Genomic DNA, 25,819 nt, shown 5'->3' with positions numbered 1-25,819 from the left:
AGCATCTGGTTGGAGATACCGAACAGCGGCCACAAGGTGTTGATGCCACCCAGCGGGTCGATCACGCCCTGATACAGCAAGTAGCCCCACATCGCCACGCAGCCGGCAGTGGCCACCAGGTTGGCGGTCCAGGACTCGGTGCGCTTGAGCGCCGGGACGAAGGAGCCAAGCAGGTCCTGCAGCATGAAACGCCCGGCACGGGTGCCGGCGTCGACCGCGGTCAGGATAAACAGCGCTTCGAACAGGATCGCAAAGTGGTACCAGAACGCCATGGTGTTTTCACCCGGCAGCACACTGTGCAGAATCTGCGCGATACCCACCGCCAGGGTTGGCGCACCGCCGGCGCGGGCCAGAATGGTGGTTTCACCGATGTCATTGGCGACCGCTTGCAGCGCGTCCGGGGTAATGGCGAAACCCCAGCTGCTGACGGTTTGCGCGACTGTCACCACATCGCTGCCGACCACCGCAGCCGGACTGTTCATGGCGAAGTACACACCAGGCTCGATCACCGAGGCGGCAACCATCGCCATGATGGCCACGAACGACTCCATCAACATGCCGCCGTAACCGATGTAGCGCGAGTGGGCTTCATTGGCCAGCAACTTGGGCGTGGTGCCCGAAGAGATCAGCGCGTGGAACCCGGACACAGCACCACAGGCGATGGTGATGAACAGGAACGGGAACAGACCGCCTTTCCAGACCGGACCAGTGCCGTCGACAAACTGGGTCAGCGCCGGCATTTTCAGGTCAGGCATGGTGACCAGGATACCGATAGCCAGAGCGATGATGGTGCCGATCTTCAGGAAGGTCGACAGGTAGTCACGCGGGGCCAGGATCAGCCAGACCGGCAATACCGCTGCCACAAAGCCGTAACCGACCAACATCCAGGTGATTTGGATCCCGGTGAACGTGAAGGCCTCGGCCCACACAGGATCAGCGGCAATCTGCCCACCCAGCCAGATCGAACCCAGCAGCAGCAACACCCCGATGATCGAGATTTCGCCAATGCGCCCCGGACGGATGTAGCGCATGTAAACGCCCATGAACATCGCGATCGGGATGGTCGCCATGACCGTGAAGATACCCCACGGACTTTCGGCCAGGGCCTTGACCACGATCAGCGACAGCACCGCGAGGATGATGATCATGATCAGGAAACAGCCAAACAGCGCAATAGTCCCGGGAATTCGGCCCATTTCCTCGCGGACCATGTCCCCCAGGGATCGACCGTTACGACGTGTGGAGAGGAACAGAATCATGAAATCCTGCACCGCGCCCGCCAGCACCACGCCGGCAATCAGCCACAACGTGCCGGGCAGATACCCCATCTGCGCCGCCAACACCGGGCCGACCAGCGGGCCTGCACCGGCAATCGCCGCGAAGTGGTGACCAAAGAGAATGTGTTTGTTGGTCGGCACATAGTCCAGACCGTCGTTGTTGACCACTGCGGGGGTAGCCCGCCGAGGATCGAGTTGCATCACATGATTAGCGATGAACAGGCTGTAGTAACGATAGGCCACCAGATAAATGGCGACTGCCGCGACGACAATCCACAAGGCGTTGATCGCCTCGCCTCGCCGCAAGGCCACTACGCCCAGGGCGCACGCACCTACAATTGCCAGCACCAACCAGGGTAAGTGGCGTGCCAGGCTATTATTATTTTTCATTTTTATATTCCAGCCAGGTTGGACAGAAAGAAAGCCAGCCCGAGTTTAGCCTGCCCTGCTCTAAAGGCCACCCCCCTACGTTGGTCTAGAGCCTTGGAAAGGCGAAAAAAGCGGAAATAATCGCTCGATGATGGCGCGGGGCTACACTCTATTGACTTAAACGAGGGTTTGACCATGAGTGAACAGCAGTCAGATCGACGCCGTTTTCGGCGGATTGCCTTCGATGCCAAGACCGAACTTCAGCAAAACGGCCAGGAATGGTCAGTGCAACTGGTGGATTTATCGCTGAAAGGACTGCTGGTGCGACGTCCGTCCCCCTGGCTGGGAAAAGACGCCGAACCCTTCGATGTCGATATCCACCTGGATGACGATACCGATGTGCAGATGCAAGTGCGCTTGACTCATGACGACCATGGGCAATTGGGTTTTGTCTGTGAGCATATCGACCTGGACTCCATCAGCCATTTGCGCAGGCTGATTGAATTGAACCTCGGCGATCCGGAGGAACTGGAGCGGGAACTGGGTGCCTTGCTCGAAATCTGACCAGCCTTGCAGGTGCGGCGGTGTTACTCGAACAACGCATCCAGCGCCTGCTCCAGACGCGTGACCGCGATAATCTGCAACCCCGGCGGCGACTCTTTCGGCGCATTGCCCTTGGGCACGATGGCCCGTTTGAAACCGTGCTTGGCGGCTTCTTTGAGACGCTCCTGGCCGCTGGGCACCGGGCGCACTTCGCCCGACAGCCCCACCTCGCCAAACACCAGCAGATCGTGCGGCAACGGCCGATTGCGCAGGCTCGACATCACCGCCGCCATCAGCGCGAGATCGGAGGCGGTTTCCAGTACCTTGACCCCGCCCACCACGTTGAGGAACACGTCCTGATCATGGGTCGGAATACCGCCATGGCGGTGCAATACCGCCAATAACATCGCCAGACGGTTCTGATCCAGGCCCAGGGTCACGCGGCGCGGGTTGGCCAGGTGGCTGTCATCGACCAGCGCCTGGACTTCCACCAGCATCGGTCGAGTGCCTTCCCACGTCGCCATCACCACGCTGCCCGGGACTTCTTCCTGCGCCCGTGTGAGAAAGATCGCCGACGGGTTGGAGACCTCTTTCAGCCCCCGGTCGGTCATGGCGAACACACCCAGCTCATTGACTGCGCCGAAACGGTTTTTCACCGCCCGCAACAGACGCAGCCGACCGTCCGATTCCCCTTCGAAATACAGCACGGTGTCGACCATATGCTCCAACACTCGCGGCCCGGCCAGCGCGCCCTCCTTGGTCACGTGGCCCACCAGGAAAATCGCCGTGCCACTCTGCTTCGCATAACGCACCAACAGCGCTGCGCTCTCGCGCACCTGGGAAACCCCGCCCGGCGCGGATTGCAGTTGTTCGGTAAAAATCGTCTGGATCGAATCGATCACCATGACCTTGGGTTTTTCCAGGCGGGCGGTGGCGATGATGCTTTCGATGCAGGTTTCGGTCATGACCCGCAGTTTGTCCTGGGGCAAGCCCAGTCGACGGGCGCGCATGGCCACTTGCTGCTGCGATTCCTCGCCCGTGACATACAGCGCCGACATGCGGCTGGCGATACTGCACAGGGTTTGCAGCAGGATGGTGGATTTGCCGATGCCCGGATCACCACCGATCAGTACCACTGAACCGTCCACCAGGCCGCCACCGAGTACCCGATCCAGTTCACCGGATGCGGTGGAGAAACGCGGAATCTCTTCGACGCTGACTTCGGCCAGGGTCTTGATCTGGGCCTGTTGGCCCGTCCAGCCGGAACGACCGCTGGGTGCCGCTGCGCCGCCGCTTTCCACCATGGTTTCAGTGAGGGTGTTCCACGCGCCGCATTCACCGCATTGGCCAGCCCACTTGGGAAAGGTCGCGCCGCACTCCGTGCAGCCGTACATGCGCTTGGCCTTTGCCATCGTCGAGAACCTCCAACCGAAAAACCGCGATGATAGCTCAGCGTGGCGCCGCAGTACGGATTTCGCCGCGGGCTAATCGTGAAGCGCTGTTACCCAGCGGATCCTCGACGTTTAAGTCGGCGCCCTCGGCCTTCAACGCCTCGAGTAACTCGACGCGCTTGAACAGCCCGGCATACATCGCCGCCGTCTGCCCGGCAGCGTTGCGCTGGTCGGGATTGCAGGTGGTCGCCAGCAAACGTTGGGCGATGTTCAACTCGCCCTTGAAAATCGCGCCCATCAGCGCCGTGTTGCCGCGCAGGTCCTGGACGCAGGCATCGGCGCCAGCCGCCAGCAAGTGTTCCACAAACGTGCCTTGGCCGTGGTAGGCCGCGAGGATCAGCGCGGTATAGCCCTTCTCGTCCTGGGTATTGAGTGAATAACCGGATTCGATAAAGGTGTTGAGCATTTCCACGTCGCCCCGACGGGCGGCATCGAAGTAATAAGTCTGCAGTTGCGCCTTGACCACCCGCGGATCGGCGGATTCGGCCTGCACGCCGAATGTCAGCAGGGCGGCAAGTAAACCGAGATAGATACGCATGGAACTTCTCCTGTACGTGTCGACACCCGGTACCGGGCGTCGACAGCAATCAACGGTCAGTCGGTGAGCTTTTCAGCCAGCGCCTTGACCCGCGCCAGGTCACCTTTGGCAACCTTGGCCACGCCCGTGCCGTACTCCGGATCGGCCTTGTACAGGAACGACAGGATGATGTGCTTGCTCTCTTCATCGGTGGTCGCCAGGGAGCCGCCAAAGTTATCGATCAAGTTCTGGCGTTCCTTTTGGCTGTAGGAACGGTACAAATCACCCGCTTGCCTGAAGTTCTGCTCACGCTGAATCTTCGCCTGCTGCGTGCTACCCGACACTGCCATCTGGCTGTAGCGGACGCTTTGCGGTTCTTCCCGAGGAGCCAGGCGGCTTGGCTGATAGTTCACGCCGCTGGTAGTTTTGCCGAGATTCATCGCGCCATCCTGGTTGCCGTTGTTGACGGTGACCCGCGGCGCGTTGATCGGCAGTTGCAGGGCATTGGCGCCCAGTCGGTACATCTGTGTATCGGCGTAGGAAAAAACCCGGCCTTGCAGCAGACGATCTTCCGACGGTTCAATGCCCGGTACCAGATTGGCCGGAGCCATGGCAACTTGCTCGGTTTCCTGGAAAACATTCGCCGGGTTGCGGTTCAACACCATTTGTCCAACTTTGCGCTCGGGTACACCCGGCCAGATTTTAGTGGCATCCAAAGGATCGAAATCAAACGCGGCAAGTTCTTCGGGCTTGAGTACCTGCACGTACAAATCCCACTTGGGGAAGTCGCCCTTATTGATATGCGTGACCAAGTCGTTAGTCATGTGGCTGTAATCACGGCCCTGGACTTCAACTACTTGGTTCGGGTCAAGATTCTTCAGGCCTTGCAGGCTCTTCCAGTGAAACTTGACGTAATGCACTTGGCCGTTGGCATTGATCAACTTGTAGGCATGTACACTGTTGCCATCCATCTCCCGGTAACTGGCGGGCGTGCCTGCATCCGAGTACAACTCGGTCAGCGTGCGAGTCGACTCCGGAACATGCGAGAAGAAGTCGAAACGACGCGAGTCATCGTCCAGGTTAGTGCGCGGGTCGGGTTTGAAAGCATGCACCATGTCCGGAAACTTGATGGCATCGCGGATAAAGAACGTCGGGAAGTTATTGCCGACCAAGTCCCAATTGCCGTCGGCGGTATAGAACTTGGTCGCGAAACCGCGAGGGTCGCGTAGCGTTTCCGGGGAATGATTTCCGTGGACCACCGCGGAGAAGCGCACAAATACCGGTGTGGTTTCGCCTGCGGCAAAGACTTTGGCCTTGGTCAGGTCAGTCAGGTTGTCTGTCACCGTAAACGTGCCATGAGCCCCCGTGCCCCGGGCATGAACGACGCGCTCGGGAATGCGTTCGCGGTCGAAGCGTTGCAGCTTCTGGATCAACTGCACGTCTTGCAGCAGGACCGGCCCCGTCGCGCCGGCTGTTTGCGAGTTCTGGTTGTCGCCGACTGTCGCGCCATTATCCCGGGTCAGGTTAGCCGCTTGCACAGACAGCGTTACCAGGCTGGCGGTAGCAATCACCATCAACTTTCGCGCAGCAAAAGGCCTGCGACTCATAAGCTTGTTCATCAGCAATTCCTCTGGTTGTTGTGTGCACTTAAAGAAGTGCTTGTCAGAGGCTAGTGACCTGAGCGCGAGAAAATAAATAGAAAACCCTGAACACCCCGATATAGAAAATATGCTGGAAATTCACTGAAATTACGGATATTTCGCGCGAGATTGATGGCATTTTGCAAACTATTTGCGTTTTAATGTGTCGATAGCACCGAACAGTGTTAACCGTTGTGTCGGGCAAGCCCGGCTATACTGACTTACACTGGATTTCATCTTTCTCAACGGCAACAAGGAATAACCTATGGGCGTGCTCAGTGAGTTCAAGGCCTTCGCGGTCAAAGGTAATGTGGTCGACATGGCGGTCGGTATTATCATCGGCGCCGCCTTCGGCAAAATTGTTTCTTCCTTTGTGGGCGACGTGGTGATGCCTCCCATCGGTCTGTTGATCGGCGGTGTGGATTTCGGGGACCTTGCCGTTACGCTCAAGGCAGCTCAGGGAGATGTTCCTGCCGTTGTCCTGGCCTACGGCAAGTTCATTCAGAGCCTCATCGACTTCGTGATCGTTGCATTCGCGATTTTCATGGGTGTAAAGGCCATCAACCGCCTCAAGCGCGAAGAAGCCGTGGCCCCCAGCCTGCCACCGGTACCCACCAAGGAAGAGGAATTGCTGGGCGAGATCCGTGATCTGCTCAAGGCTCAGAACAACAAGCCTCTGTAGCTGACCGACGGTCTAGCGCGGCTGCGATGACGGGTTGGGGGGTTGGTGTGCTGGTTTGCGAGCATACCAATCCATCCACTCTCACTGATGCCCAACAGCCCCACAGGCCAAGCGCCTTTTTCTACCAGTAGTTTTCCACCGCAACCTGCCCTGGCCGACGACTCAGGCTCAATTGCATGTCCCTCTGTTTAAGCAGTTGCCGGGTGTCATCGATCATCTGTGGGTTGCCGCAGATCATCACTCGTGAATGCTCCGGGGTCAGCGCAACACCCGCAGCGCGTTCCAACTCGCCGTTTTCGATCAGCGTGGTGATGCGCCCATTCAATGCGCCTGGATGCTGCTCGCGGGTGACGATAGGCAGGTAGGTCAATTTATGGGCATGTTCGGCGAGGTATTCGCGCTCGCCCAGCTCTCTGATCAACGCTTGATAAGCCAGCTCCCTGACTTGCCGAGCGCTATAGACCAGGACGATCCGCTCGAACCTCTCCCACACCTCGAAATCCTGCAGGATCGACAGAAACGGTGCGACGCCGGTGCCGGTTCCCAGCAACCATAGATCCCGGCCATCGACAAACCGGTCCAGCGTCAGAAAACCCGTGGCCTGACGCTCGACCAACAGTTCATCACCCACGCGCAAACGGCTCAACTCACTGGTGAATTCCCCCCCGGGGACCACGATGGAGAAAAAATCCAGGTACTCATCAAACGGTGACGACACCACAGAGTAGGCTCGCCATACTAGACTCCCGTCACTTTTGGTCACCCCCAGGCGCACGAACTGTCCCGCGCGAAAGCGAAAGCCGGGATCTCGAGTGGTCCGTAAGGTAAACAGGCCAGGAGTCAACGATTGCACATCAATCAAGATCTGTCGGGTGTATTTTTCGGCACTGGCGGTCATGGGGGGCTCCGTTTGGCAGGTGGCCCTAGTATCCCTCAAAAGTGAACGGGTTAAACACCTACTGCAAGCAATGGCATTTAAACACAATGTTTAACAATCAACTCGAGTGATGTGAAAGCTTCGTGAAACGCAAAATACACCGGCCAAACTTAGAGCAAACAACCTAACTAAAAGTGATATCAATATGATTTCATCTGCAACAATTTTGCTATATAAGTTAATCCCACAACGGCTATTAGTGCCCCATAGCACCTCGTTTCAGTTGCACTCCCTCGAAGATAAACCCTTAAAAAACCTGAATAAAACCAACCCGCACTATTTCCTTCAATACCCGCCTTGCGAAAAAACACGCATAACCTGCCCCAGGCTAAGAGCGAAAATTCCCACGCACAAGTCAAGCTATGTCCTACACTGCGCAGTACAAAAATGGATCTAACCCACTCACCTGAGTGCGACTCATGGAGAGTTACCGATGGTCAAATGGCGCAACACCCGTCCCCCAAAACTGGAAGCGGAAAGTGAAGTGACAACTATGTTTGAAGCTGCCTTGAACATTACGTATGAGCTAGGCTTCGACTACTGCGGCTTCACAATGGGCTCTAACGTGCTCTATCGCTCCAACAAGAACGTTCACCTCAACAACTACCCAGTTGAATTGAATAAAGCCTATAGACAAGAAAAATACTTCGAGTTGGATCCGCTCGTAGCACACTGTAAAGACAGCGTGCTCCCGATTGTCTGGGAAGAAAAAACCTTTTCTGCCGTGCCTGATCTGTGGGCTCACGTACATTCCCACGGTTTGAGTTTTGGCTGGGCGCAGGCGGTGCATGACGTCAGGGGCCTTTTCAGCATGATCAGCCTGAGTCGTCGCGCAGGGCCGGTACAAGCAGAAGAACTTTATGAAAAAGCCGGCCAGGTACTGTGGATGTGTCACGCCCTGCATACGATCGTCGCCAAAACCTTTGTCGGTGACGCCCCCGTGCAGCCCGCTCACACGCTGACAGCACGCGAGACCGAGATCCTGCAATGGTCGGCGATGGGCAAGACGGCTTCCGATATTGCGACGATTTTGTGCCTGTCAGAGCGCACCGTCGGCTTTCATGTCAGCAGTTCGATGAAGAAGCTCGGAGTCAACAACAAGATTGCCGCCGTCATCACTGCCGTGAAACGCGGCTTGTTTTGATCTACGGCCGTGAGGTGGCCTGATCCCCACCTGTTAAAACACAGCATGTAATCCTGTCGAAAAAAACGTAATATTTACGGCCAGTTCTGAGTGATGACGCCTCTACCCACCCGGCGTCGCAGTCCACTCAGAGGGTCCCTCCTGCTGCCCATTGGCCTCATCCGGGGGCCACCCGTCGATTATCCAGAGTCTCCCCCGCCATGCCCCTGCTCCACAGCCCCTTCGCCCAACTCGATCTGATCCGCCAGCCAGAGCTGCCCAATGAACCGCTGCAAGCCTTCGATGCCGCCGACGAGTACTTGCTGAGCTATCTGGCCGAGCAACAGCCAGCATCCGCGACTCGCGTACTGGTGCTCAATGACAGTTTTGGCGCTCTGGCGGCGAGCCTTGAGGGGCATGTGCAGGTCACCAGCAGTGGCGACTCGGCCCTGGGTGCCCTGGCCCTGCAACAGAATCTGCTGCGCAATGGCAAGGCGTTCGATGCCGTCGCGCTGGTACCGGCCAGTCAGGTATCCGATGGGCCGTTCGATCGCGTACTGATCCGTGCGCCAAAAACCCTGGCGCTGCTGGAGGAGCAATTGATCCGCCTGCAAGGTCAACTGGCGCCTGGCACCGAGGTGATCGCCGCAGCGATGGTCAAGCACCTGCCACGTGCCGCCGGTGAGTTGCTGGAGCGTTACATCGGACCGATGCATGCATCACTGGCGGTAAAAAAAGCACGATTGTTGATCGCCACCTTGGCTGACCGTCCGCCAGCCGTATCGCCCTACCCCACGCGCTATCGCTTGGACACACCGGCCATCGAGCTGCTCAACCACGCCAATGTGTTCTGCCGCGAGGGCCTGGACATCGGCACCCGTGCCTTCCTGCCCCATCTGCCGCAAAACCTGGGCAGCGCCCACGTAGCGGACTTGGGTTGCGGCAATGGAGTATTGGCCATCGCCAGCGCCCTGCAAAACCCCGAGGCCAGGTACACCTTGGTGGATGAGTCGTACATGGCCGTGCAATCGGCCGCCGAGAACTGGCAGGCCGCGCTGGGTGAGCGGGCCGTGACCATTCGTCCCGGCGATGGCCTGGCCGATCAAGCGCCGCAATCCCTTGACGTCGTACTGTGCAATCCGCCGTTCCACCAACAGCAGGTGGTCGGCGACTTTCTCGCCTGGCGCATGTTCCAGCAGGCCCGTGAAGCCTTGGTGGTCGGCGGTGCGTTGTACATCGTGGGCAACCGCCACCTGGGTTATCACAGCAAGCTGGCGCGGCTGTTTCGCGGTGTCGAACAGGTCGCGGCCACGCCGAAGTTTGTGATCCTCAAGGCACGCAAATAAAGCCAGGACAAAAAAAACCCTCCGCAAGGAGGGTCATGAAACCGTGCCGCAAGGCAACGGGATGGGCTATCAGTGAGTGCTCAAGCCCGCAGCGTTCATGAACATGCGCATCAGGCTGGCCACCACGAACAAGGCCAGGACGCTGCCGGTCCAGATCATCGCCAGCCAACCCAGGCGTTGCCAGAGCGGCTTTTTCTCGGCCTGTTTTATATCGTCCAGCGAAGGTTTACCGGGCATGGGGCGATCCTCCTAGTGATAGCCGTCTTCGTGAGTCACCTTGCCGCGGAACACGTAGTAGCTCCAGAAGGTGTAACCCAGGATGAACGGGATGATGAACAATGTGCCCACCAGCATGAAGCCTTGGCTTTGCGGCGGCGCGGCAGCGTCCCAGATCGAGATCGACGGCGGCACGATGTTCGGCCACAGGCTGATACCCAAGCCGCTGTAGCCAAGAAAGATCAGCACCAGCGTCAGCAGGAACGGTGTGTAATGGGCGTTACGCGCCACCGCGCGCACCAGGCCGTACATGGTCACCAGCACCAGAATCGGCACCGGCAGGAACCAGAACAGGTTCGGCAGGGTGAACCAGCGCGAGGCGATTTCCGGGTGAGACAGCGGCGTCCAGATACTGACGATACCGATCATCGCCAATACCACGAAGGCCAGCGGCCGCGCCAGATCGTGCATTTGCTCCTGCAACTTGCCTTCGGTCTTCATGATCAGCCAGGTGCAACCCAACAGCGCATAGGCGACGATCAACGCCACACCGCAGAACAAGGTGAACGGCGTGAACCAGTCCAGTGAACCGCCGGCGAACTGACGGTCAACCACCGGAAAACCGTCGATAAACGCCCCCAGCGCAACGCCCTGGAAGAAGGTGGCGGTCAGCGAACCGCCGATAAATGCCTTGTCCCAGAGGTGGCGCTTGTGATCCTTGGCCTTGAAGCGAAACTCAAAGGCCACGCCACGGAAGATCAAGCCGATCAACATCAGGATCAGCGGCAGGTACAACGCCGAGAGCACCACCGAGTAGGCCAGCGGAAACGCGCCGAACAGCGCCGCGCCCCCCAGCACCAGCCAGGTTTCGTTGCCGTCCCAGACCGGGGCGACGGTGTTCATCATCACGTCGCGGTCGGTCTTGCCCGGAATGAAGGGAAAGAGAATGCCAATCCCCAGGTCAAAGCCGTCCATGACCACGTACATCATGATGCCGAAGATGATGATTACGGCCCAGATCAGCGGAAGATCAATACCCATGACTCAATTCCCCTTGTTCAGACTGTCGCCATCATCGGCGTCGTCGCTGTCATCAGCCGCCGACAGTGGACGCGCAGGTGTGCGCTTCTGCCCTGGACCGCCATGCGCCGGCTCGGTGATGTCGTGGGTAACCGGGCCTTTGCGCACCAGGCGCATCATGTAGCCGAGGCCGGCACCAAACAGCGCGAAGTACACCACCACAAACAACACCAGCGTAATACTCATCTGCGCCAGGCTATGGTTGGAGGACGCATCCGCCGTGCGCATCAGCCCGTAGACCACCCACGGCTGGCGCCCGATTTCAGTGGTGAACCAGCCGGCGAGGATCGCGATCAATCCCGACGGCCCCATCCATAGCGCCAGGTACAGGAACGGTTTGCTGCTGTACAGCCGGTCGCCCTTGCGCAGCCAGAGCGCAAGCAGACCGGTGAAGATCATCAGCAAGCCGAGGCCGACCATGATCCGGAACGACCAGAACACGATGGTCGAGTTCGGTCGGTCCTCAGGAGGGAACTCCTTGAGGGCCGGCACCTGCTTGTCCAGGGAGTGAGTGAGAATCAGGCTGCCCAGATACGGGATTTCCACTGCGTATTTGGTTTTTTCGGCCTGCATGTCCGGCCAACCGAACAGAATCAGCGGGGTCGGCTCGTTGCCCACGTTCTCCCAGTGACCTTCAATCGCAGCGATTTTTGCCGGTTGATGTTTCAGCGTGTTGAGACCGTGGAAGTCACCGACCACCGCCTGGATCGGCGTGACAATCAGCGCCATCCACATGGCCATCGACAGCATGGTGCGGATCGCCGGGTTGTCTTTGCCCCGCAACAAGTGCCAGGCCGCCGAAGCGCCGACGAAGAACGCCGTGGCGACGAAGGCCGCGATAGACATGTGCAGCAGGCGGTAAGGAAACGACGGATTGAAGATCACCGCCAGCCAGTCCACCGGGATCACTCGCCCATCAATGATTTCGAAGCCCTGGGGAGTTTGCATCCAACTATTGGACGCGAGGATCCAGAAGGTCGAAATCAGCGTGCCGACGGCCACCATGACCGTCGCAAAAAAGTGCAGCTTGCGCCCGACCTTGTTCCAGCCGAACAGCATCACCCCAAGAAAACCGGCTTCGAGGAAGAACGCAGTGAGCACTTCATACGTCAGCAGCGGCCCGGTGACGGCACCGGCGAAGTCCGAAAAGCGGCTCCAGTTGGTGCCGAACTGATACGCCATGACCAAACCGGAGACCACGCCCATGCCGAAGTTGACCGCAAATATCTTCGACCAGAAATGGTAGAGGTCGCGGTACGTGTCGTTGTGGGTCTTGAGCCACAGGCCTTCCAGCACCGCAAGGTAACTGGCCAGGCCGATGGTGATGGCCGGGAACAGGATGTGGAATGAAATGGTGAACGCGAATTGGATTCGGGCGAGATCTAGTGCCTCCAAACCGAACATAAGTCTTCCTCTGTCAGGTAATTCAGGCTGCTGGCTGATGGGCCTGCGCCCACTGCCCCCACGGATATGGAGTGTGGCGAATTGCAATTCGTTCTTTTTATTACCGACCACGCAGGGAGTCTGGCCAAATGGCCGCCCGATCAACGCCGAAACCGACATTGATCTGGATCAAGCATCGATGAAAGAGTAGTCCCATTTTTCGGGTTGCACTGTGTGGTCTTTTGCCGCGTGACAGGTTGCCTCAGTCAAGTGCATGTCTTGCCAAGGACAGGCTGGATCTCGCAACTATTTGTTACAGCTAGATGCTACCCTCGCTTTTCCTCACGCTCAGTCCAGTCTTTCCGATGCCCAGTGAACCCGAGTTGCTGTTACGTCACCACCGCCCTTTCATCGCGTTCTGGCTCGCGCGGATCTTTACCGCCAGTGGTTTCCAGATGCTCACGGTGGCCATCGGCTGGAACCTTTATCAACTGACCGGCAATGTGCTGGACCTGGGCCTGGTGGGTCTGGTGGAGTTCGTGCCAAGGGTGTTGTTCATGCTGCACACCGGGCATGTCGCCGACCGCTATGAACGACGCAAGGTCGCCGCCATCTGCCAGACGCTCCAGGCGATGATTGCGTTGTCGCTGGTGGTTGGCAGCCTGACGGGCAATATCACCCGCGAAATGATCTTCATCCTGGCGTTCCTGTTGGGCGCCGCCCGTTCCTTTGAAATGCCCACCACCCAAGCCTTGCTGCCAAGCATCGTGCCCAGCGCACTGTTTCCTCGGGCCGTGGCCGCCGCGCAGTCGGCTCAACAATCGGCAACCATCGTCGCCCCGGCCCTCGGTGGTTTGCTGTATGCCTTTGGCAGCACCTGGGTGTATGGCCCGACCGTCGTGTTGTACCTGATCGCCTGCGTGCTGACCCTGAACTTGCCTGCCCGTCAAATGCCCCTGAACAAAGGCAAGGCGACGCTGGATTCGTTACTCGCCGGCATCCGCTTTATCCGCAGCCGGCCCGACATCCTCGGGGCCATTTCCCTCGACCTGTTCGCCGTGCTGTTGGGCGGTGCAACTGCATTGCTGCCGGTGTTCGCCAAGGACATTCTGTTGACCGGCGCCTGGGGTCTTGGCCTGCTGCGCTCGGCGCCGGCGGTGGGCGCACTGTTGATGTCGTTGTGGCTGGCGCGCTTTGCCGTGGACCGTCACGTCGGACGCGTGATGTTTACCGCCGTGGGCGTATTTGGCGTGGCGACCATTGCGTTCGGGCTCTCCACCTCATTCTGGTTTTCCCTGGCGGTGCTGGTGGTGCTGGGCGCGGCGGACATGATCAGCATGGTCATTCGCGCCTCGTTCGTGCAGTTGGAAACCCCCGATGAGATGCGTGGCCGGGTCAGTGCGGTGAATGGATTGTTTATCGGCGCCTCCAATCAGTTGGGCGAATTTGAATCCGGCGTCACCGCGCACTGGCTGGGCACCGTGCCTGCTGTAGTGTTGGGCGGTGTCGGTACGCTGCTGGTGACCGGGGTCTGGATCAGACTGTTCCCGACCCTGGCCAAGCGTGATCGCATGCATACGCCGGTGGAAGACTCGCGTCTGTCTTGAGGCCGACTGAGACTTGGCTGACATCGATCCGTCAAGAGATGAAGATCCTTGGGGCGTGGCGAGTTTGAGCAATGTTGCATGGACCGCCCCTCACCCTAACCCTCTCCCCAGAGGGGCGAGGGGACAGACCAAAGTGGGCTGAGAAAATTTGCGACCTGAAAAACCATTTTGAATTATGGATTCAAAGCTGCTGTTTCAGGTTGCCATAGATTGCCAATATTTCCCGATCAGTCCCCTCTCCCCTCTGGGGAGAGGGTTAGGGTGAGGGGCAGATCCCAAGCCGAACCACTCTCTCACCGCCAACGCGCCTGTCTACAACACCTTATCCAACGTAATCGGAAACTCCCGTACCCGCTTACCCGTAGCATGATAAATCGCATTCGCCACCGCCGCCGCGACCCCGACTATACCAATCTCACCGACGCCCTTGGAGCCCAGCGCATTCACAATCTCGTCGTGTTCCTCAACGAATAGCACGTCAATTTCGCCGACATCAGCGTTCACCGGAATGTGGTACTCCGCCAGGCTGTGATTCATGTAACGCCCCAACTGATGGTCGACCTGAGTCTCCTCATGCAAGGCCATGCCAATCCCCCAGACCACGCCACCAAGGATCTGGCTACGGGCCATTTTCGGATTGACCACCCGCCCGGCCGCCACCGCGCTGACCACCCGACTGACCTGGATGGTGCCCAGGTCTTCATCCACCCGCACCTCGACGAACACCGCCGAATGCGTGGCCGAGGCGTAGCCTTTGCGGCGCTCGTCGGGTTCGCTGTCGACCTGCACTTCCAGGCACTGCTCGCCGCTGTCACGCACCAATTGCGCCAGGTCAATGTGCTGCTCGCCGGCGTGCAACTGAGCATTTTCAAAGCGCGCCGACTCGGCCTCGCTAAAGGCCGGATACGTCTTGCGGGCCACCGTCAGCAGTTTTTCATTCAAGGCTTCACAGGCTTGCTGCACCGCCGTGCCGACCGACGACACGGTAAACGAACCGCCTTGCAGCGGTGCCGTGGGCAGTGACGAGTCACCGAGGATAAAGCGCACATCGTCCATCGCCACGCCGCAGGTCTGCGCCGCGATCTGCGTCATCACCGTGTAGGTGCCCGTGCCGATGTCGGTGGTCGCACTGCTCACCGTAAGCTTGCCCTCGTGATCGATCGAGGCCTTGGCGCTGGCCTTCATTTGCATCGCCTCCCACACCCCGCCCGCCATGCCCCAGCCAATCAACTGGCGGCCCTCGCGCATGCTGCGCGGTTCCGGGTTGCGCTGACGCCAGCCAAAACGCTCGGCGCCTTCGCGGTAACACTCGCGCAAGGCTTTGCTGGACCAGGGTTTGTCTTCGTTCTGATTGCGCTCGGCATAGTTGATCAGGCGTAACTGCACCGGATCGATGGCCAGGGCGCAGGCCAGTTCATCCATCGCACACTCCAGGCCAATCAACCCGAGGGCGGCGCCAGGGGCGCGCATATCCAGCGGGGTGAACACGTCCAGCGGCACTAATTTGTAGGTCAGTTGCACGTTGTCGCAGTGATAAAGCATGCCGCTCCATTCCACCACGTGTTCGCTGAAGTCCTCGAAACGCGATGTCTGGCCAATGGCGGTATGCCCTAGTGCCAGCAACCGACCATTTGCCGCCGCGCCTATTTGCAGACGCTGCAAGGTGCGCGGGCGATAGCCGAAAGTGAACATCTGCTGACGAGTCAGGGTGACCCGTACCGACCGCTTCAGCGCCAGTGACGCCATTACCGCCAGCGGTAATTGATACTGCGGGCGCAAGCCGGAGCCAAATGCCCCGCCAACGAACGCGGCGAAAACCCGGACCTGGCTTTTATCCAGGCCAAACACTTTCTGCACGTAGGCCTGGCAGTTTTGCGTGCCCTGGGTCTTGTCGTGGATATGCAGCGTACCGTCCGCCTGGTACAGCACGGTACTCGCGTGCGGTTCCATCGGGTTGTGGTGTTCGATGGGGGTGCTGTAGTGCAAATCCAGGTTGATGGCAGCGCCGGCCCATTCGGCCTGAAAGTTGCCACGCGGCTTGGGCAGTTCCTGAGGCGACGGATGAGCCTGCTCACGTAACGTGAGCAGGTCGGTTTCAGCGGCTTCGCGTTCATACTCGATGCGCACCAGCGACCCGGCATGTCGCGCCAGTTCCAGGTTATCGGCAATCACCAGGGCCAACGGTTGACCGCTGTACAGCACGCGATCGTTGTAGAGCGGACGGAACGGCGAGCCGTCGGCGGCATCGGCGTCGGCGTAGCTGTCATCATAGCTGGACAGTCTGGGCCGGTTGAGGTGATCGAGCACCCTCACCACGCCCGGCAATGCCAACGCCTGTGAAGCGTCAATATGCAGCACACGGCCCTTGGCGATGCTGCTGGACACCACGCTGCCGTGCAGCAGGCCATCTTCAGCAAACTCACCGGCGTAACGTGCCTGACCGGTGACCTTCAGCAGACCGTCCACCCGATCCAACGGTTTGCCGATGGCACTCATGAGCGATCTCCCGCAACTGCAGCATCGCTCAAGGCGCGAATGATCGCCCGACGTGCCAGTTTGATCTTGAAGGCGTTGTGTTCAAGGGGCTGGGCATCCTGCAACAGCGCCTCGGCCGCCGCGCTGAAGGTCTCGCGACTGACGGGCTGACCTATCAAGGCCGCTTCCACCGCACGGTCACGCCACGGTTTGTGGGCAACACCGCCCAAGGCCAGACGCGCGTCGCGGATTACCTCGCCGTCCAGCTCCAGCGCGGCGGCGACCGACACCAGGGCAAAGGCATAAGAAGCACGGTCACGGATTTTCAGGTAATGACTGTGAGCCGCCAGATGGTCGGCGGGCAATTCAACGGCGGTGATCAGTTCATCATCGGCCAATTGGTTGTCTCGCTGTGGCGCATCGTCCGGTAGCCGATGAAAGTCGGCAAACTCAATCACCCGCGCACCGCCACGCCCTTGCACATGCACACGTGCTTGCAGCGCGGCCAGGGCCACGCACATGTCCGACGGGTGTGTGGCGACACACTGCTCGCTGGCCCCGAGGATCGCGTGGATACGATTCAAACCGTGCCGTGCCGGGCAGCCGCTGCCAGGTTCGCGCTTGTTGCACGGCACGGCGGCGTCATAGAAGTAATAACAGCGCGTACGCTGCAACAGGTTGCCCCCAGTGCTGGCCATGTTGCGCAGTTGCGGCGAAGCACCGGCCAGGATCGCCTGGGACAGCAGTGGGTAACGTTGTTCGATCAAGGGATGCCAGGCCAGGTCGGCATTGCTCACCAAGGCACCGATCATCACGCCACCGGCCGGCGTCTACTCAACCTCGCGCAGTGGCAGGCCGGTAATGTCGATCAGGTGCTCGGGGTGGCTGATGTTCTCTTTCATCAGATCCAGCAGGTTGGTGCCACCGGCAATGAAACGCGAGGTCGCGCTGCTCAGCGCCACGGCTGCCTGTACATCGGCGGGTTTGCTGTAGTGAAAGGGGTTCATCGCTCACCTCCCGACGCTCGGCACGCCGGCAACGCCTCTTGCACTGCATCGCGAATATTGTTGTAGGCACCGCAGCGGCACAGGTTGCCGCTCATCAATTCCTGAATCTGCGCCGCATCATGGGCACGGCCTTCTCGGGCCAGGCCTATCGCCGAACAAATCTGCCCGGGGGTGCAGTAGCCACACTGGAACGCGTCGTGCTTGATGAAGGCCTGTTGCATCGGGTGCAATTTGTCGCCAGTGGCCAACCCTTCGACGGTGGTCAATTCGGCGCCGTCGCACATGACCGCCAACGTCAGGCAGGCGTTGATCCGCTTGCCATTGAGCAACACGGTGCAGGCGCCACACTGACCGTGGTCGCAACCTTTTTTACTGCCGGTCAGGTCCAGTTGCTCACGCAACAGATCCAACAGCGTGGTCCAGGGCAATACCTCCAGTTGGCGGGCTTGACCATTGAGGACCAGGTTAATCGAATGTCCGACAAACGGCTTGGCCGCCGCGCCAGTAGGGATCGCGCTCATAAACACCTCACGGTTGGTGTGCATTCGCGGCGTTCTCGGAAGTCGCCGTCTTAGCGGTACGACTTCGAGGGGTTATGAGCGTTCAAGGGAATTGATGGACGGGAATCAGCGGATGGAGAGCACAGTGCTCAGGGTATTGCGCGGCGCATTGATGGAGGTGTTGCTGTAGCGGAACGAGCCCTGCGCCCGCACATCCAGCTCAAACACGTAGACATAGCCCATTAATGTCCCCGCGCCATTGCACGCCTGGCTGATGGAGCCCACCTGGCAGACCGCCGTGCTCCGACCCGCCAGCCGCGCGCCGTCGAACGAGGCCACGGAGTTGTTGCCGATGCCTAGCTCCTTCACGTAGATCTTAGTGGGTCCGCGATGCGCGCACAGATGAGTACTCTCCGCCCGTTCGGGGATGACCTCCGTGCAATTGGCCGACTCAACCTTGAACACGCGCACCTCGCTCAAGGCCAGTGCAGGCGCGCTCCACGCCGGTGCCGGTCCCAGCCACAGGCCGAGGCAGGCAAACGGAGCTAGACTCCACGCGATGGCTTTTTTCATGCTTTTAATGACCCACGGCTGAACGTCGGGGGAGTATGCCCCAAGGCCACACTCAACAAAACCGAGGCCGGGTGCCACAGGCCGGCGACCTGCTGGTATGATGCGCCGCTTTTTCCGATCCTCTCTCGAAAACACGCGGCGCCTGGCGCAGTTTGTGCTTTGACTTTGAGGTCAACAAATAACGGCGCCGAGCGCGCCACAGGGAGCAGGCATGCTGGAAAAGCTGTTTCAACTCAAGGCCCACGACACCAACGTGCGCACCGAGATTCTCGCGGGCATCACGACCTTTCTGGCCATGGCCTATATCCTGTTCGTCAACCCGAGCATTCTCGGCGAGACCGGCATGGACAAAGGCGCCCTGTTCGTCGCCACCTGCCTGGCGGCCGCCATCGGCTCGGCGATCATGGGCCTGATCGCCAACTACCCGATTGCCCTGGCGCCGGGCATGGGCTTGAACGCTTTCTTTACCTACACCGTGGTCCTGCACCAGGGCCACACCTGGCAAGTGGCGTTGGGCGCGGTCTTCGTTTCCGCCGTGCTGTTCTTCCTGCTGTCGATCTTCCGCATCCGTGAATGGATCATCAACAGCATCCCGCTGCCGCTGCGCTCGGCGATTGCCGCCGGTATCGGCCTGTTCCTGGCGCTGATCGCCTTGCAAAACGCAGGCATCGTGATCAGTAACCCGGCGACCATGTTGAGCATGGGCGATCTGGCCAAGCCAGCGCCGGTTCTCGCCACGCTGGGTTTTGCGCTGATCGTTGCCCTGGAAGCCTTGAAGGTTCGCGGCGCCGTGCTGATCGGCATTCTGGCGGTCACCATCGCCTCGATCGTGCTGGGCTTCACGCCGTTTGGCGGGGTGATGTCGATGCCGCCTTCCCTGGCCCCGACCTTCCTGCAACTGGACATCGCCGGCGCCCTGGATATCGGCCTGATCAGCATCATCTTTGCCTTTCTGTTCGTTGACCTGTTCGACAACTCCGGCACCCTGATCGGCGTCGCCAAGCGCGCCGGCCTGATGGGCAAGGACGGCCACATGCCGAAAATGGGCCGCGCGCTGATCGCTGACAGCACCGCCGCCATGGCCGGCTCCCTGCTGGGCACCTCGACCACCACCAGCTACATCGAGTCCGCGGCCGGCGTGAGTGCCGGGGGCCGCACCGGCTTGACGGCCATCGTGGTGGCGATCCTGTTCCTGCTGGCGTTGTTCTTCTCGCCGCTGGCCTCCAGCGTACCGGCCTTTGCCACCGCGCCAGCGTTGCTGTTCGTGGCGGTGCTGATGACCTCGGGCCTGGCGGAAATCGACTGGGACGACATTACCGTTGCAGCGCCGGTGGTGATCACTGCCCTGGCGATGCCCTTCACTTACTCCATCGCCAACGGCATTGCCTTCGGTTTCATCGCCTGGACCGGTATCAAGCTGCTTTCGGGCCGCTACCGTGAACTGAACCCGGCGCTGGTGATTCTGTCGCTGCTGTTTGTGATCAAGCTAGGCTGGTTCCCCGCATGACTTTTGATGCTGCAAGTTACGCCCTGCAACTGCAAGACAAGGTCACGCGCCTGCGTGACCTGCTCGCACCGTTCGAGGCACCCGAGCCACAGGTTTTCGACTCGCCGTTGCAGAACTTCCGCCTGCGCGCCGAGTTCCGCCTGTGGCGTGAAGAAGGTCAGCGTCACTATGCGATGTTCTCCCAGGACGACAAGCGCACGCCGATTCTGATCGAAGAGTTCCCCATCGCAAGCACCCGCATCAACCAGTTGATGCCGCAGCTCAAGGCCGCCTGGCAAGCCAGCGCCGCCTTGAGTCACAAGCTGTTCCAGGTTGAGTTCCTGACCACCCTGGCCGGCGACGCGATGATCACGCTGTGCTATCACCGTCCGCTGGACGAGCATTGGCACGCGGCGGCCAAGCAGCTTGCCGCCGATCTGGACGTCAGCATCATCGGCCGCTCGAAGGGCAAGCGCGACGTGATCGGTCGCGATTACGTGGTGGAAAAGCTTGAGGTCGGCGGCCGTACCTTCAGTTACCGCCAGCCGGAAGGCGCGTTCACCCAGCCCAACGGCACGGTGAATCAGAAAATGCTCAACTGGGCGTATGACGCCCTGGGCGATCGCAGCGACGACCTGCTGGAGTTGTACTGCGGCAACGGCAACTTCACCCTGCCGCTGGCAACCCGTGTGCGCAAAGTGCTGGCCACCGAGATCAGCAAGACTTCGGTCAACGCAGCCCTGAGCAACCTCGATGAAAACGCTGTGGATAACGTCACCCTGGTGCGCTTGTCCGCCGAAGAGCTGACCGAAGCCTTGAACGAAGTGCGGCCGTTCCGTCGCCTGCACGGCATCGATCTCAAAAGCTACGCGTTTGGCAGTGTATTCGTCGATCCGCCGCGTGCCGGCATGGACCCAGACACCTGCGAACTGACCCGGCGCTTCGAGAACATCCTGTACATCTCCTGCAACCCGCAGACGCTGGCGGCGAACATCGCGCAACTGCACGACACGCACCGTGTTACTCGGTGCGCAATGTTTGACCAGTTCCCGTGGACCCACCATATGGAATCGGGTGTACTACTGACCCGTCGGTAAGCCTTTCAGGAGCTGGCTTGCCGGCACCTACAACACCTTGCGCGGTCGGCCGCCCTCCTTGCCCGCCACATGCACATGGGGCGGGCAGTGCTCATCCCTGAGAAACACTGCAATCACATGTCCTTTGTAAATGCCTACTGTCACATCAACCCATCCGTTAGGTTATTTATTAACGATTAGCCGTTTTCCAGGTGCTAACCGACAACCGGCTTTTTCTCTGGAACTGCTTCACAGCGTAGTAACGCGCCGAACGATTTCGACCATCAGGTTGTAATCGCTCGTGCCGTTGCCCGCCGAACCGTAGCGTGCGTATTCAGCGTTCGATAATCGAACGATTCTCCTCTAGCGGCCTCCCCCTCGATTGACCAAATTAACTATTCAGTACATTTTGTTTCTCTCGATAAAAACAACAGTGGAGACCGCCCCATGCCCCCTATCGTGCTGGTGCTCAACGGCCCCAACCTCAACCTGCTGGGCACTCGCGAACCGGCCACTTACGGCCATGAAACCCTCGCCGACGTCGCCGCCCTGTGTGGCCGCAGCGCTGAACAATTGGGTTTGAAACTGGAGTTTCGCCAAACCAACCATGAGGGTGAACTGCTGGACTGGATCCACGGCGCACGCACACGTTGCGCCGCGATTGTGATCAACCCGGCGGCCTGGACCCACACGTCCGTGGCAATCCGCGATGCGTTGGTCGCCAGTGAGTTGCCGGTGATCGAAGTGCATTTGTCCAACGTGCATGCTCGCGAACCTTTCCGCCATCATTCCTTCGTGTCGCCGGTCGCCAAGGCGGTGCTCGCCGGGTTTGGCAGCCACGGTTATCACTTGGCCCTCGAGCATTTCAGCCAGATGTTGAAAGGGCGTGATCAATGAAAGCGCGTATTCTCGCTGGCCTGATCGGTTCGGGTATCCAGGCCTCGCGCACGCCTGCCCTGCATGAGCACGAAGGCGATGCCCAGGGCATGCACTACCTGTATCGCCTGATCGACCTGGATCAGTTACACCTGGACAGCAGCGCCCTGCCCGACTTGCTGCGGGCGGCCGAGCAGATGAACTTCACCGGGCTGAACATCACTTACCCGTGCAAACAATTGATCCTGCCACTACTCGATGAACTGTCGCCCGAAGCTCGAGGGATTGGTGCGGTCAACACCGTGATCTGGCGCGAGGGCAAGCGCATTGGCCACAACACTGACTGCCTGGGTTTTGCCGAAGGCTTTCGCCGGGGCTTGAGTGATACCGCGCGCAAGCGCGTGGTGCAGATGGGCGCAGGTGGCGCCGGGGCTGCGGTGGCGCACGCGCTGCTCGGTGAAGGCGTGGAGCAACTGAGTATTTTTAATGTGGATGACAACCGCGCACAGAGCCTGGCCGATAACCTCAACCAACACTTCGGTGTGGGCCGCGCGCAGGCCGGCAGCAACTTGACCAGCGCCATGGCCGAGGCTGACGGCCTGGTCAACACCACGCCCATCGGCATGGCCAAACTGCCGGGCACGCCGGTACCACCGCCACTGTTGCGTCGTGCGATGTGGGTGGCGGAAATCGTCTACTTCCCGCTGCAAACCGAACTGTTGCGCGAGGCTCGGGCGCTGGGTTGCCGCACCCTGGACGGTGGGCAGATGGCGGTGTTCCAGGCGGTAAAAGCGTTTGAGTTGTTCAGCGGCGAAGTGGCGAATGCAGAACGGATGCTCGAACACTTCCAGCACATGAATAACTGACGCGAGATCGTTCAAGCCTGCAAGTAGCGCAGTACCGACTCGCAAATCATCGCTCGATGGCGTTGTTTGACCGCCTCATCCGATAACTCGATCTGAAAAATCTCACTGAACGTATGACGGTTGGACACCCGGTAAAAACTGAACGAATTGATCAGCAAGTGCACGTCCAGCGGCTCCAGCCCTGCGCGGAATACACCCAGTTCGGCACCTCGTTGCAAGGTGGTGCCGAGCGCCTCGAGGATGTTGCTGTTCATTGCCTTGATCGAATCCGACCGCTTCACGTACTCGGCATTGTGGATGTTCTCGATGCTGACGATACGCACGAAATCCACGTTCTGGTCGTGATGATCAAAGGTAAATTCCACCAGGCGCCGGATCGCCTCCTGTGGCTCAAGCTCGGTGAGGTTCATCCGGGTTTCAGTATTGCGAATATCCCCATAGAGTTTTTCCAGCACCTCAACGTACAACTGTTCCTTACTGCCGAAGTAGTAATAAATCATGCGTTTTGAGGTGTGGATGCGCTCGGCGATGGCGTCCACTCGCGCACCGGACAGCCCCTGCTGGACGAACTCGACAATGGCTTCTTGCAGAATGTTCTCGCGGGTCTTTTCCGGGTTGTTCTTGCGGTTCTTGCGCGGCGCCAGGGACGCGGCAGGCAATTGGGAGGTCGAAATCATGTTGCACTCACGGCCATGGATGCTGGCCGTGATTATGGGGTGCCGCGCCCCACTAAGGAAGCATCAATCCCCTACAACTTGGCCTGGCGCACCGCGCCGCTGCGAGACTTGGCCATTGCCGCCAGACGTACCGCAACGTTGGCCGCGCCGTAGCCGGAATAACCGTTCTTGCGCTGGATGATCTCGAAGAAGAAACGCCCTTCGAAGGGTTCGGTGTACACATGAAACAACTCACCGCCCTGGGCGTCGCGGTCGTACAAGACGTTGTAGTACGCCAGCTCGCTGAGGAATTGGTCATCGAAATCGAAGCGCGCCGCGAGGTCGTCGTAATAATTAAGCGGGATATCCAGCAACGGTACTCCCGCCTCTTTGGCGCGACTGACTTGCGCGAAAATATCCGCGCAATCGAAAGCAATGTGATGCACTCCGCTGCCACGATAGCTGGAGAGCGCATGGGAAATCGCCGTGTTGCGGTTCTCGGAAATGTTCAGCGGCAGGCGAATCGAACTGCAGCGGCTGCGCAACGCTCGACTTTTTACCAGGCCATAAGGATCAGGCAGTACCACTTCATCATCGGCCTCGAAATCCAGCAGGCTCTTGTAGAACAGCACCCAACTGTCGAGGCTGTCGGCCGGCAGCGCCATGGCCATATGATCGATACGCAATAGGCCACCTTCGCCTGATGCCTCGGATTGCAGGTAGAAGTCGGTGTCGTAGAGCCCGTCTCGATCATCGACCAGATAAATCAGGCTGCCGTCGGGAGCACGTACCGCCGCCAGCTCCAGTTCATTGGGCCCGACCAGGCCGCGATACGGCTGGCCCTTGTAAGCCACCGCCCGCTCCAGGGCCTTGGTGCTGTCTTTGACCCGAATTGCCGTGGCACACAACGATGGGCCATGGGCCTCGAAAAAATTGTGGGCAAAGGAGTAAGGCTCGCAGTTGAGGATCAGGTTGATATCACCCTGGCGCAACAAGCTGACGTTCTTGGAGCGATGCTGCCCCGCATTGACAAACCCCAAGCGCTGCAACCACTGCGAAAGCTTGGCACCGAGACTTTCGTCGACGGCAAACTCCAGAAACTCGATGCCGTCATACTCGCTGGCGACCGGGGTTTCAAACAGGATATCCACGGATGTGGCTGCTTGCTCCAGGCGCTCGCGGGTCTTCTCCTCCAGGTACAGCAGTGAGCGAAAACCATCGGCTGCATTGGCTCGGGTCGGTGCGGCACGGAAGCCGTCATTGAAAACCTCAAGGGATAATGGCCCGGTGTAACCACTCTTGATGATCGGTGCGAGAAAGCCTGCCAGGTCGAATTCACCCTGGCCGGGGAAGCAGCGGAAATGCCTGCTCCACTCCAGCACGTCCATGGCCAGGAGCGGTGCGTCGGCCATTTGCACGAAGAAAATCTTGTCACCGGGAATATCGGCGATCGCCGTGGGATCCCCCTTGAGAGACAAGGTATGAAAACTGTCCAGCAACACCCCAAGGCTTGGGTGATCAATCTCGCGCACCAGGTTCCACACCTGTTGCCAGGTGTTGACGTGGCGCCCCCAGGCCAGGGCTTCGTAACCAATACGCAAGCTGCGACGGCCAGCGCGCTCGGCCAGCAGGGTCAAGTCATCGCGCAGGATCGAGTGCTCGCCCGTTGAGTCCGCCGACGCGTTACTGCACACCAGTACCAAGTCGGTGCCCAGTTCCTGCATCAAGTCGAACTTGTGCTCGGCACGGTCCAGGTTGCGCGCCAGGCGGTCGCGACGGCATCCTTCAAAATCACGAAATGGCTGAAAAAGGGTAATGACGATGCCCAGATCGGCACACATCTGCCTGATTTCACGCGGGCTGCCGTCGTAATACAGCAAGTCGTTTTCGAAGATTTCCACACCATCGAACCCGGCCGCGGCAATGGCTTCGAGCTTTTCCGGCAGGGTACCGCTCAGGGAAACGGTGGCGATGGAACGTTGCATGGGCGACTCCCGGCAATTAGGGCTGATCTTGTCTGAGGCAAATTATTGACCTCACACTAAAGCACAGCAATTTAAAATGTACGAACCGGTTAGTTTTTTGGGCGATTATCGAACACAATGACGGTTGGAGAATTGACGATTTTTTAGC

The 25,819-nt window shown here is 59.4% G+C and carries 22 protein-coding genes and 2 pseudogenes; 9 read left to right on the top strand and 15 right to left on the bottom strand.

Features of this window, described 5'->3' with window-relative positions; all coding sequences use genetic code 11:
- A partial coding sequence (locus tag BLU75_RS28065; RefSeq protein WP_090221604.1) for a carbon starvation CstA family protein occupies positions 1-1,667 on the bottom strand: 1,667 nt, incomplete at its 3' end.
- Positions 1,668-1,841: 174 nt separating this feature from the next.
- On the opposite strand from BLU75_RS28065, the gene BLU75_RS27110 reads away from it, so the two are divergent.
- Entirely contained in the window at positions 1,842-2,210 is a 369-nt protein-coding gene (locus BLU75_RS27110; protein ID WP_084376420.1) for a PilZ domain-containing protein, read from the top strand.
- Between the two features lie 23 nt (positions 2,211-2,233).
- Here the strand turns inward: BLU75_RS27110 and radA are convergent, their stop codons facing one another.
- From radA to BLU75_RS27095, 3 genes are read right to left on the bottom strand one after another with little or no spacing between them, the layout of a single operon-like run.
- Positions 2,234-3,601: a DNA repair protein RadA gene (radA, locus tag BLU75_RS27105; protein ID WP_084376421.1), complete on the bottom strand. Its 1,368-nt coding sequence runs from the start codon at positions 3,599-3,601 to the stop codon at positions 2,234-2,236.
- Between the two features lie 37 nt (positions 3,602-3,638).
- The gene (locus BLU75_RS27100; protein ID WP_084376422.1) at positions 3,639-4,178 is read right to left on the bottom strand and encodes an ankyrin repeat domain-containing protein; all 540 of its coding nucleotides are present in this window, start codon (positions 4,176-4,178) and stop codon (positions 3,639-3,641) included.
- 56 nt (positions 4,179-4,234) lie between these two features.
- Positions 4,235-5,776, bottom strand: a complete 1,542-nt coding sequence (locus BLU75_RS27095) for a catalase (protein WP_084376423.1) — start codon at positions 5,774-5,776, stop codon at positions 4,235-4,237.
- A gap of 286 nt (positions 5,777-6,062) precedes the next feature.
- Here BLU75_RS27095 and mscL point away from each other — a divergent pair, with 286 nt between their 5' ends.
- Positions 6,063-6,479 (top strand): large-conductance mechanosensitive channel protein MscL, encoded by a 417-nt coding sequence (mscL, locus tag BLU75_RS27090; RefSeq protein WP_084376424.1) that lies wholly within the window; start codon positions 6,063-6,065, stop codon positions 6,477-6,479.
- 121 nt (positions 6,480-6,600) lie between these two features.
- On the opposite strand, the gene BLU75_RS27085 is transcribed toward mscL, so the two are convergent.
- Positions 6,601-7,377 (bottom strand): ferredoxin--NADP reductase, encoded by a 777-nt coding sequence (locus BLU75_RS27085; protein ID WP_084376425.1) that lies wholly within the window; start codon positions 7,375-7,377, stop codon positions 6,601-6,603.
- Between the two features lie 472 nt (positions 7,378-7,849).
- Here BLU75_RS27085 and BLU75_RS27080 point away from each other — a divergent pair, with 472 nt between their 5' ends.
- Both BLU75_RS27080 and BLU75_RS27075 read left to right on the top strand, forming a co-directional pair.
- The gene (locus BLU75_RS27080) at positions 7,850-8,560 is read left to right on the top strand and encodes a helix-turn-helix transcriptional regulator (protein ID WP_084376426.1); all 711 of its coding nucleotides are present in this window, start codon (positions 7,850-7,852) and stop codon (positions 8,558-8,560) included.
- A 200-nt stretch (positions 8,561-8,760) separates the two neighbouring features.
- Positions 8,761-9,885, top strand: a complete 1,125-nt coding sequence (locus BLU75_RS27075; RefSeq protein WP_090221603.1) for a methyltransferase — start codon at positions 8,761-8,763, stop codon at positions 9,883-9,885.
- A 69-nt stretch (positions 9,886-9,954) separates the two neighbouring features.
- Here the strand turns inward: BLU75_RS27075 and BLU75_RS27070 are convergent, their stop codons facing one another.
- From BLU75_RS27070 to BLU75_RS27060, 3 genes are read right to left on the bottom strand one after another with little or no spacing between them, the layout of a single operon-like run.
- Positions 9,955-10,122 (bottom strand): DUF2474 domain-containing protein, encoded by a 168-nt coding sequence (locus BLU75_RS27070; protein WP_084376428.1) that lies wholly within the window; start codon positions 10,120-10,122, stop codon positions 9,955-9,957.
- Between the two features lie 12 nt (positions 10,123-10,134).
- A complete protein-coding gene (gene cydB / locus BLU75_RS27065) occupies positions 10,135-11,142 on the bottom strand; it encodes a cytochrome d ubiquinol oxidase subunit II (RefSeq protein ID WP_084376429.1) in 1,008 nt (335 codons plus the stop codon).
- A 3-nt stretch (positions 11,143-11,145) separates the two neighbouring features.
- Positions 11,146-12,585: a cytochrome ubiquinol oxidase subunit I gene (locus tag BLU75_RS27060; protein ID WP_084376430.1), complete on the bottom strand. Its 1,440-nt coding sequence runs from the start codon at positions 12,583-12,585 to the stop codon at positions 11,146-11,148.
- Positions 12,586-12,929: 344 nt separating this feature from the next.
- On the opposite strand from BLU75_RS27060, the gene BLU75_RS27055 reads away from it, so the two are divergent.
- Complete coding sequence (locus BLU75_RS27055; protein ID WP_084376515.1) at positions 12,930-14,171, top strand: MFS transporter; 1,242 nt, start codon at positions 12,930-12,932, stop codon at positions 14,169-14,171.
- A 312-nt stretch (positions 14,172-14,483) separates the two neighbouring features.
- Here BLU75_RS27055 and BLU75_RS27050 read toward each other — a convergent pair whose 3' ends face one another.
- The 4 genes and pseudogenes from BLU75_RS27050 to BLU75_RS27035 form a co-directional block, all read right to left on the bottom strand.
- Complete coding sequence (locus BLU75_RS27050; RefSeq protein WP_084376431.1) at positions 14,484-16,667, bottom strand: xanthine dehydrogenase family protein molybdopterin-binding subunit; 2,184 nt, start codon at positions 16,665-16,667, stop codon at positions 14,484-14,486.
- Positions 16,664-17,653: pseudogene (locus BLU75_RS27045) on the bottom strand (FAD binding domain-containing protein). Before BLU75_RS27045 ends, BLU75_RS27050 begins: the two are co-directional and overlap by 4 nt.
- Positions 17,650-18,174, bottom strand: coding sequence for a (2Fe-2S)-binding protein (locus BLU75_RS27040; protein ID WP_084376516.1), 525 nt, complete (start codon positions 18,172-18,174; stop codon positions 17,650-17,652). The pseudogene BLU75_RS27045 and the gene BLU75_RS27040 overlap by 4 nt, the downstream one beginning before the upstream one ends.
- A 105-nt stretch (positions 18,175-18,279) precedes the next feature.
- Complete coding sequence (locus tag BLU75_RS27035) at positions 18,280-18,726, bottom strand: DUF4879 domain-containing protein (protein ID WP_084376432.1); 447 nt, start codon at positions 18,724-18,726, stop codon at positions 18,280-18,282.
- 211 nt (positions 18,727-18,937) lie between these two features.
- Between BLU75_RS27035 and BLU75_RS27030 the strand changes: the two genes are divergently transcribed.
- Positions 18,938-20,233 (top strand): NCS2 family permease, encoded by a 1,296-nt coding sequence (locus BLU75_RS27030; protein WP_084376433.1) that lies wholly within the window; start codon positions 18,938-18,940, stop codon positions 20,231-20,233.
- Complete coding sequence (gene trmA / locus BLU75_RS27025) at positions 20,230-21,309, top strand: tRNA (uridine(54)-C5)-methyltransferase TrmA (RefSeq protein WP_084376434.1); 1,080 nt, start codon at positions 20,230-20,232, stop codon at positions 21,307-21,309. The genes BLU75_RS27030 and trmA overlap by 4 nt, the downstream gene beginning before the upstream one ends.
- 54 nt (positions 21,310-21,363) lie before the next feature.
- On the opposite strand, the pseudogene BLU75_RS28060 reads toward trmA, so the two are convergent.
- Positions 21,364-21,453: pseudogene (locus BLU75_RS28060) on the bottom strand (DUF4160 domain-containing protein); the annotation flags it as partial.
- A gap of 282 nt (positions 21,454-21,735) precedes the next feature.
- On the opposite strand from BLU75_RS28060, the gene aroQ reads away from it, so the two are divergent.
- On the top strand, positions 21,736-22,185 hold the full coding sequence (gene aroQ / locus BLU75_RS27015) for a type II 3-dehydroquinate dehydratase (RefSeq protein ID WP_084376435.1): 450 nt from the start codon (positions 21,736-21,738) through the stop codon (positions 22,183-22,185).
- Complete coding sequence (locus BLU75_RS27010; protein WP_084376436.1) at positions 22,182-23,030, top strand: shikimate dehydrogenase; 849 nt, start codon at positions 22,182-22,184, stop codon at positions 23,028-23,030. Before aroQ ends, BLU75_RS27010 begins: the two co-directional genes overlap by 4 nt.
- Positions 23,031-23,041: 11 nt before the next feature.
- On the opposite strand, the gene BLU75_RS27005 is transcribed toward BLU75_RS27010, so the two are convergent.
- Together BLU75_RS27005 and quiC are read right to left on the bottom strand one after the other, a co-directional pair.
- Entirely contained in the window at positions 23,042-23,707 is a 666-nt protein-coding gene (locus tag BLU75_RS27005) for a TetR/AcrR family transcriptional regulator (RefSeq protein ID WP_084376437.1), read from the bottom strand.
- Between the two features lie 71 nt (positions 23,708-23,778).
- The gene (gene quiC / locus BLU75_RS27000) at positions 23,779-25,671 is read right to left on the bottom strand and encodes a 3-dehydroshikimate dehydratase QuiC (RefSeq protein WP_084376438.1); all 1,893 of its coding nucleotides are present in this window, start codon (positions 25,669-25,671) and stop codon (positions 23,779-23,781) included.
- Positions 25,672-25,819: the final 148 nt, after the last annotated feature.

It is taken from the genome of Pseudomonas mucidolens (genome assembly GCF_900106045.1).
GTDB classification, from domain to species: domain Bacteria; phylum Pseudomonadota; class Gammaproteobacteria; order Pseudomonadales; family Pseudomonadaceae; genus Aquipseudomonas; species Aquipseudomonas mucidolens.
The sequence above is the reverse complement of the archived record's forward strand: the minus strand, read 5'-3'. Positions and strand labels throughout refer to the sequence as shown.

Coding starts and splice junctions, on each gene's coding strand:
- BLU75_RS27110 (WP_084376420.1), top strand. CDS start 1,842: ATGAGTGAACAGCAGTCAGATCGACGCCGTTTTCGGCGGATTGCCTTC.
- radA (WP_084376421.1), bottom strand. CDS start 3,601: ATGGCAAAGGCCAAGCGCATGTACGGCTGCACGGAGTGCGGCGCGACC.
- BLU75_RS27100 (WP_084376422.1), bottom strand. CDS start 4,178: ATGCGTATCTATCTCGGTTTACTTGCCGCCCTGCTGACATTCGGCGTG.
- BLU75_RS27095 (WP_084376423.1), bottom strand. CDS start 5,776: ATGAACAAGCTTATGAGTCGCAGGCCTTTTGCTGCGCGAAAGTTGATG.
- mscL (WP_084376424.1), top strand. CDS start 6,063: ATGGGCGTGCTCAGTGAGTTCAAGGCCTTCGCGGTCAAAGGTAATGTG.
- BLU75_RS27085 (WP_084376425.1), bottom strand. CDS start 7,377: ATGACCGCCAGTGCCGAAAAATACACCCGACAGATCTTGATTGATGTG.
- BLU75_RS27080 (WP_084376426.1), top strand. CDS start 7,850: ATGGTCAAATGGCGCAACACCCGTCCCCCAAAACTGGAAGCGGAAAGT.
- BLU75_RS27075 (WP_090221603.1), top strand. CDS start 8,761: ATGCCCCTGCTCCACAGCCCCTTCGCCCAACTCGATCTGATCCGCCAG.
- BLU75_RS27070 (WP_084376428.1), bottom strand. CDS start 10,122: ATGCCCGGTAAACCTTCGCTGGACGATATAAAACAGGCCGAGAAAAAG.
- cydB (WP_084376429.1), bottom strand. CDS start 11,142: ATGGGTATTGATCTTCCGCTGATCTGGGCCGTAATCATCATCTTCGGC.
- BLU75_RS27060 (WP_084376430.1), bottom strand. CDS start 12,585: ATGTTCGGTTTGGAGGCACTAGATCTCGCCCGAATCCAATTCGCGTTC.
- BLU75_RS27055 (WP_084376515.1), top strand. CDS start 12,930: ATGCCCAGTGAACCCGAGTTGCTGTTACGTCACCACCGCCCTTTCATC.
- BLU75_RS27050 (WP_084376431.1), bottom strand. CDS start 16,667: ATGAGTGCCATCGGCAAACCGTTGGATCGGGTGGACGGTCTGCTGAAG.
- BLU75_RS27040 (WP_084376516.1), bottom strand. CDS start 18,174: ATGAGCGCGATCCCTACTGGCGCGGCGGCCAAGCCGTTTGTCGGACAT.
- BLU75_RS27035 (WP_084376432.1), bottom strand. CDS start 18,726: ATGAAAAAAGCCATCGCGTGGAGTCTAGCTCCGTTTGCCTGCCTCGGC.
- BLU75_RS27030 (WP_084376433.1), top strand. CDS start 18,938: ATGCTGGAAAAGCTGTTTCAACTCAAGGCCCACGACACCAACGTGCGC.
- trmA (WP_084376434.1), top strand. CDS start 20,230: ATGACTTTTGATGCTGCAAGTTACGCCCTGCAACTGCAAGACAAGGTC.
- aroQ (WP_084376435.1), top strand. CDS start 21,736: ATGCCCCCTATCGTGCTGGTGCTCAACGGCCCCAACCTCAACCTGCTG.
- BLU75_RS27010 (WP_084376436.1), top strand. CDS start 22,182: ATGAAAGCGCGTATTCTCGCTGGCCTGATCGGTTCGGGTATCCAGGCC.
- BLU75_RS27005 (WP_084376437.1), bottom strand. CDS start 23,707: ATGATTTCGACCTCCCAATTGCCTGCCGCGTCCCTGGCGCCGCGCAAG.
- quiC (WP_084376438.1), bottom strand. CDS start 25,671: ATGCAACGTTCCATCGCCACCGTTTCCCTGAGCGGTACCCTGCCGGAA.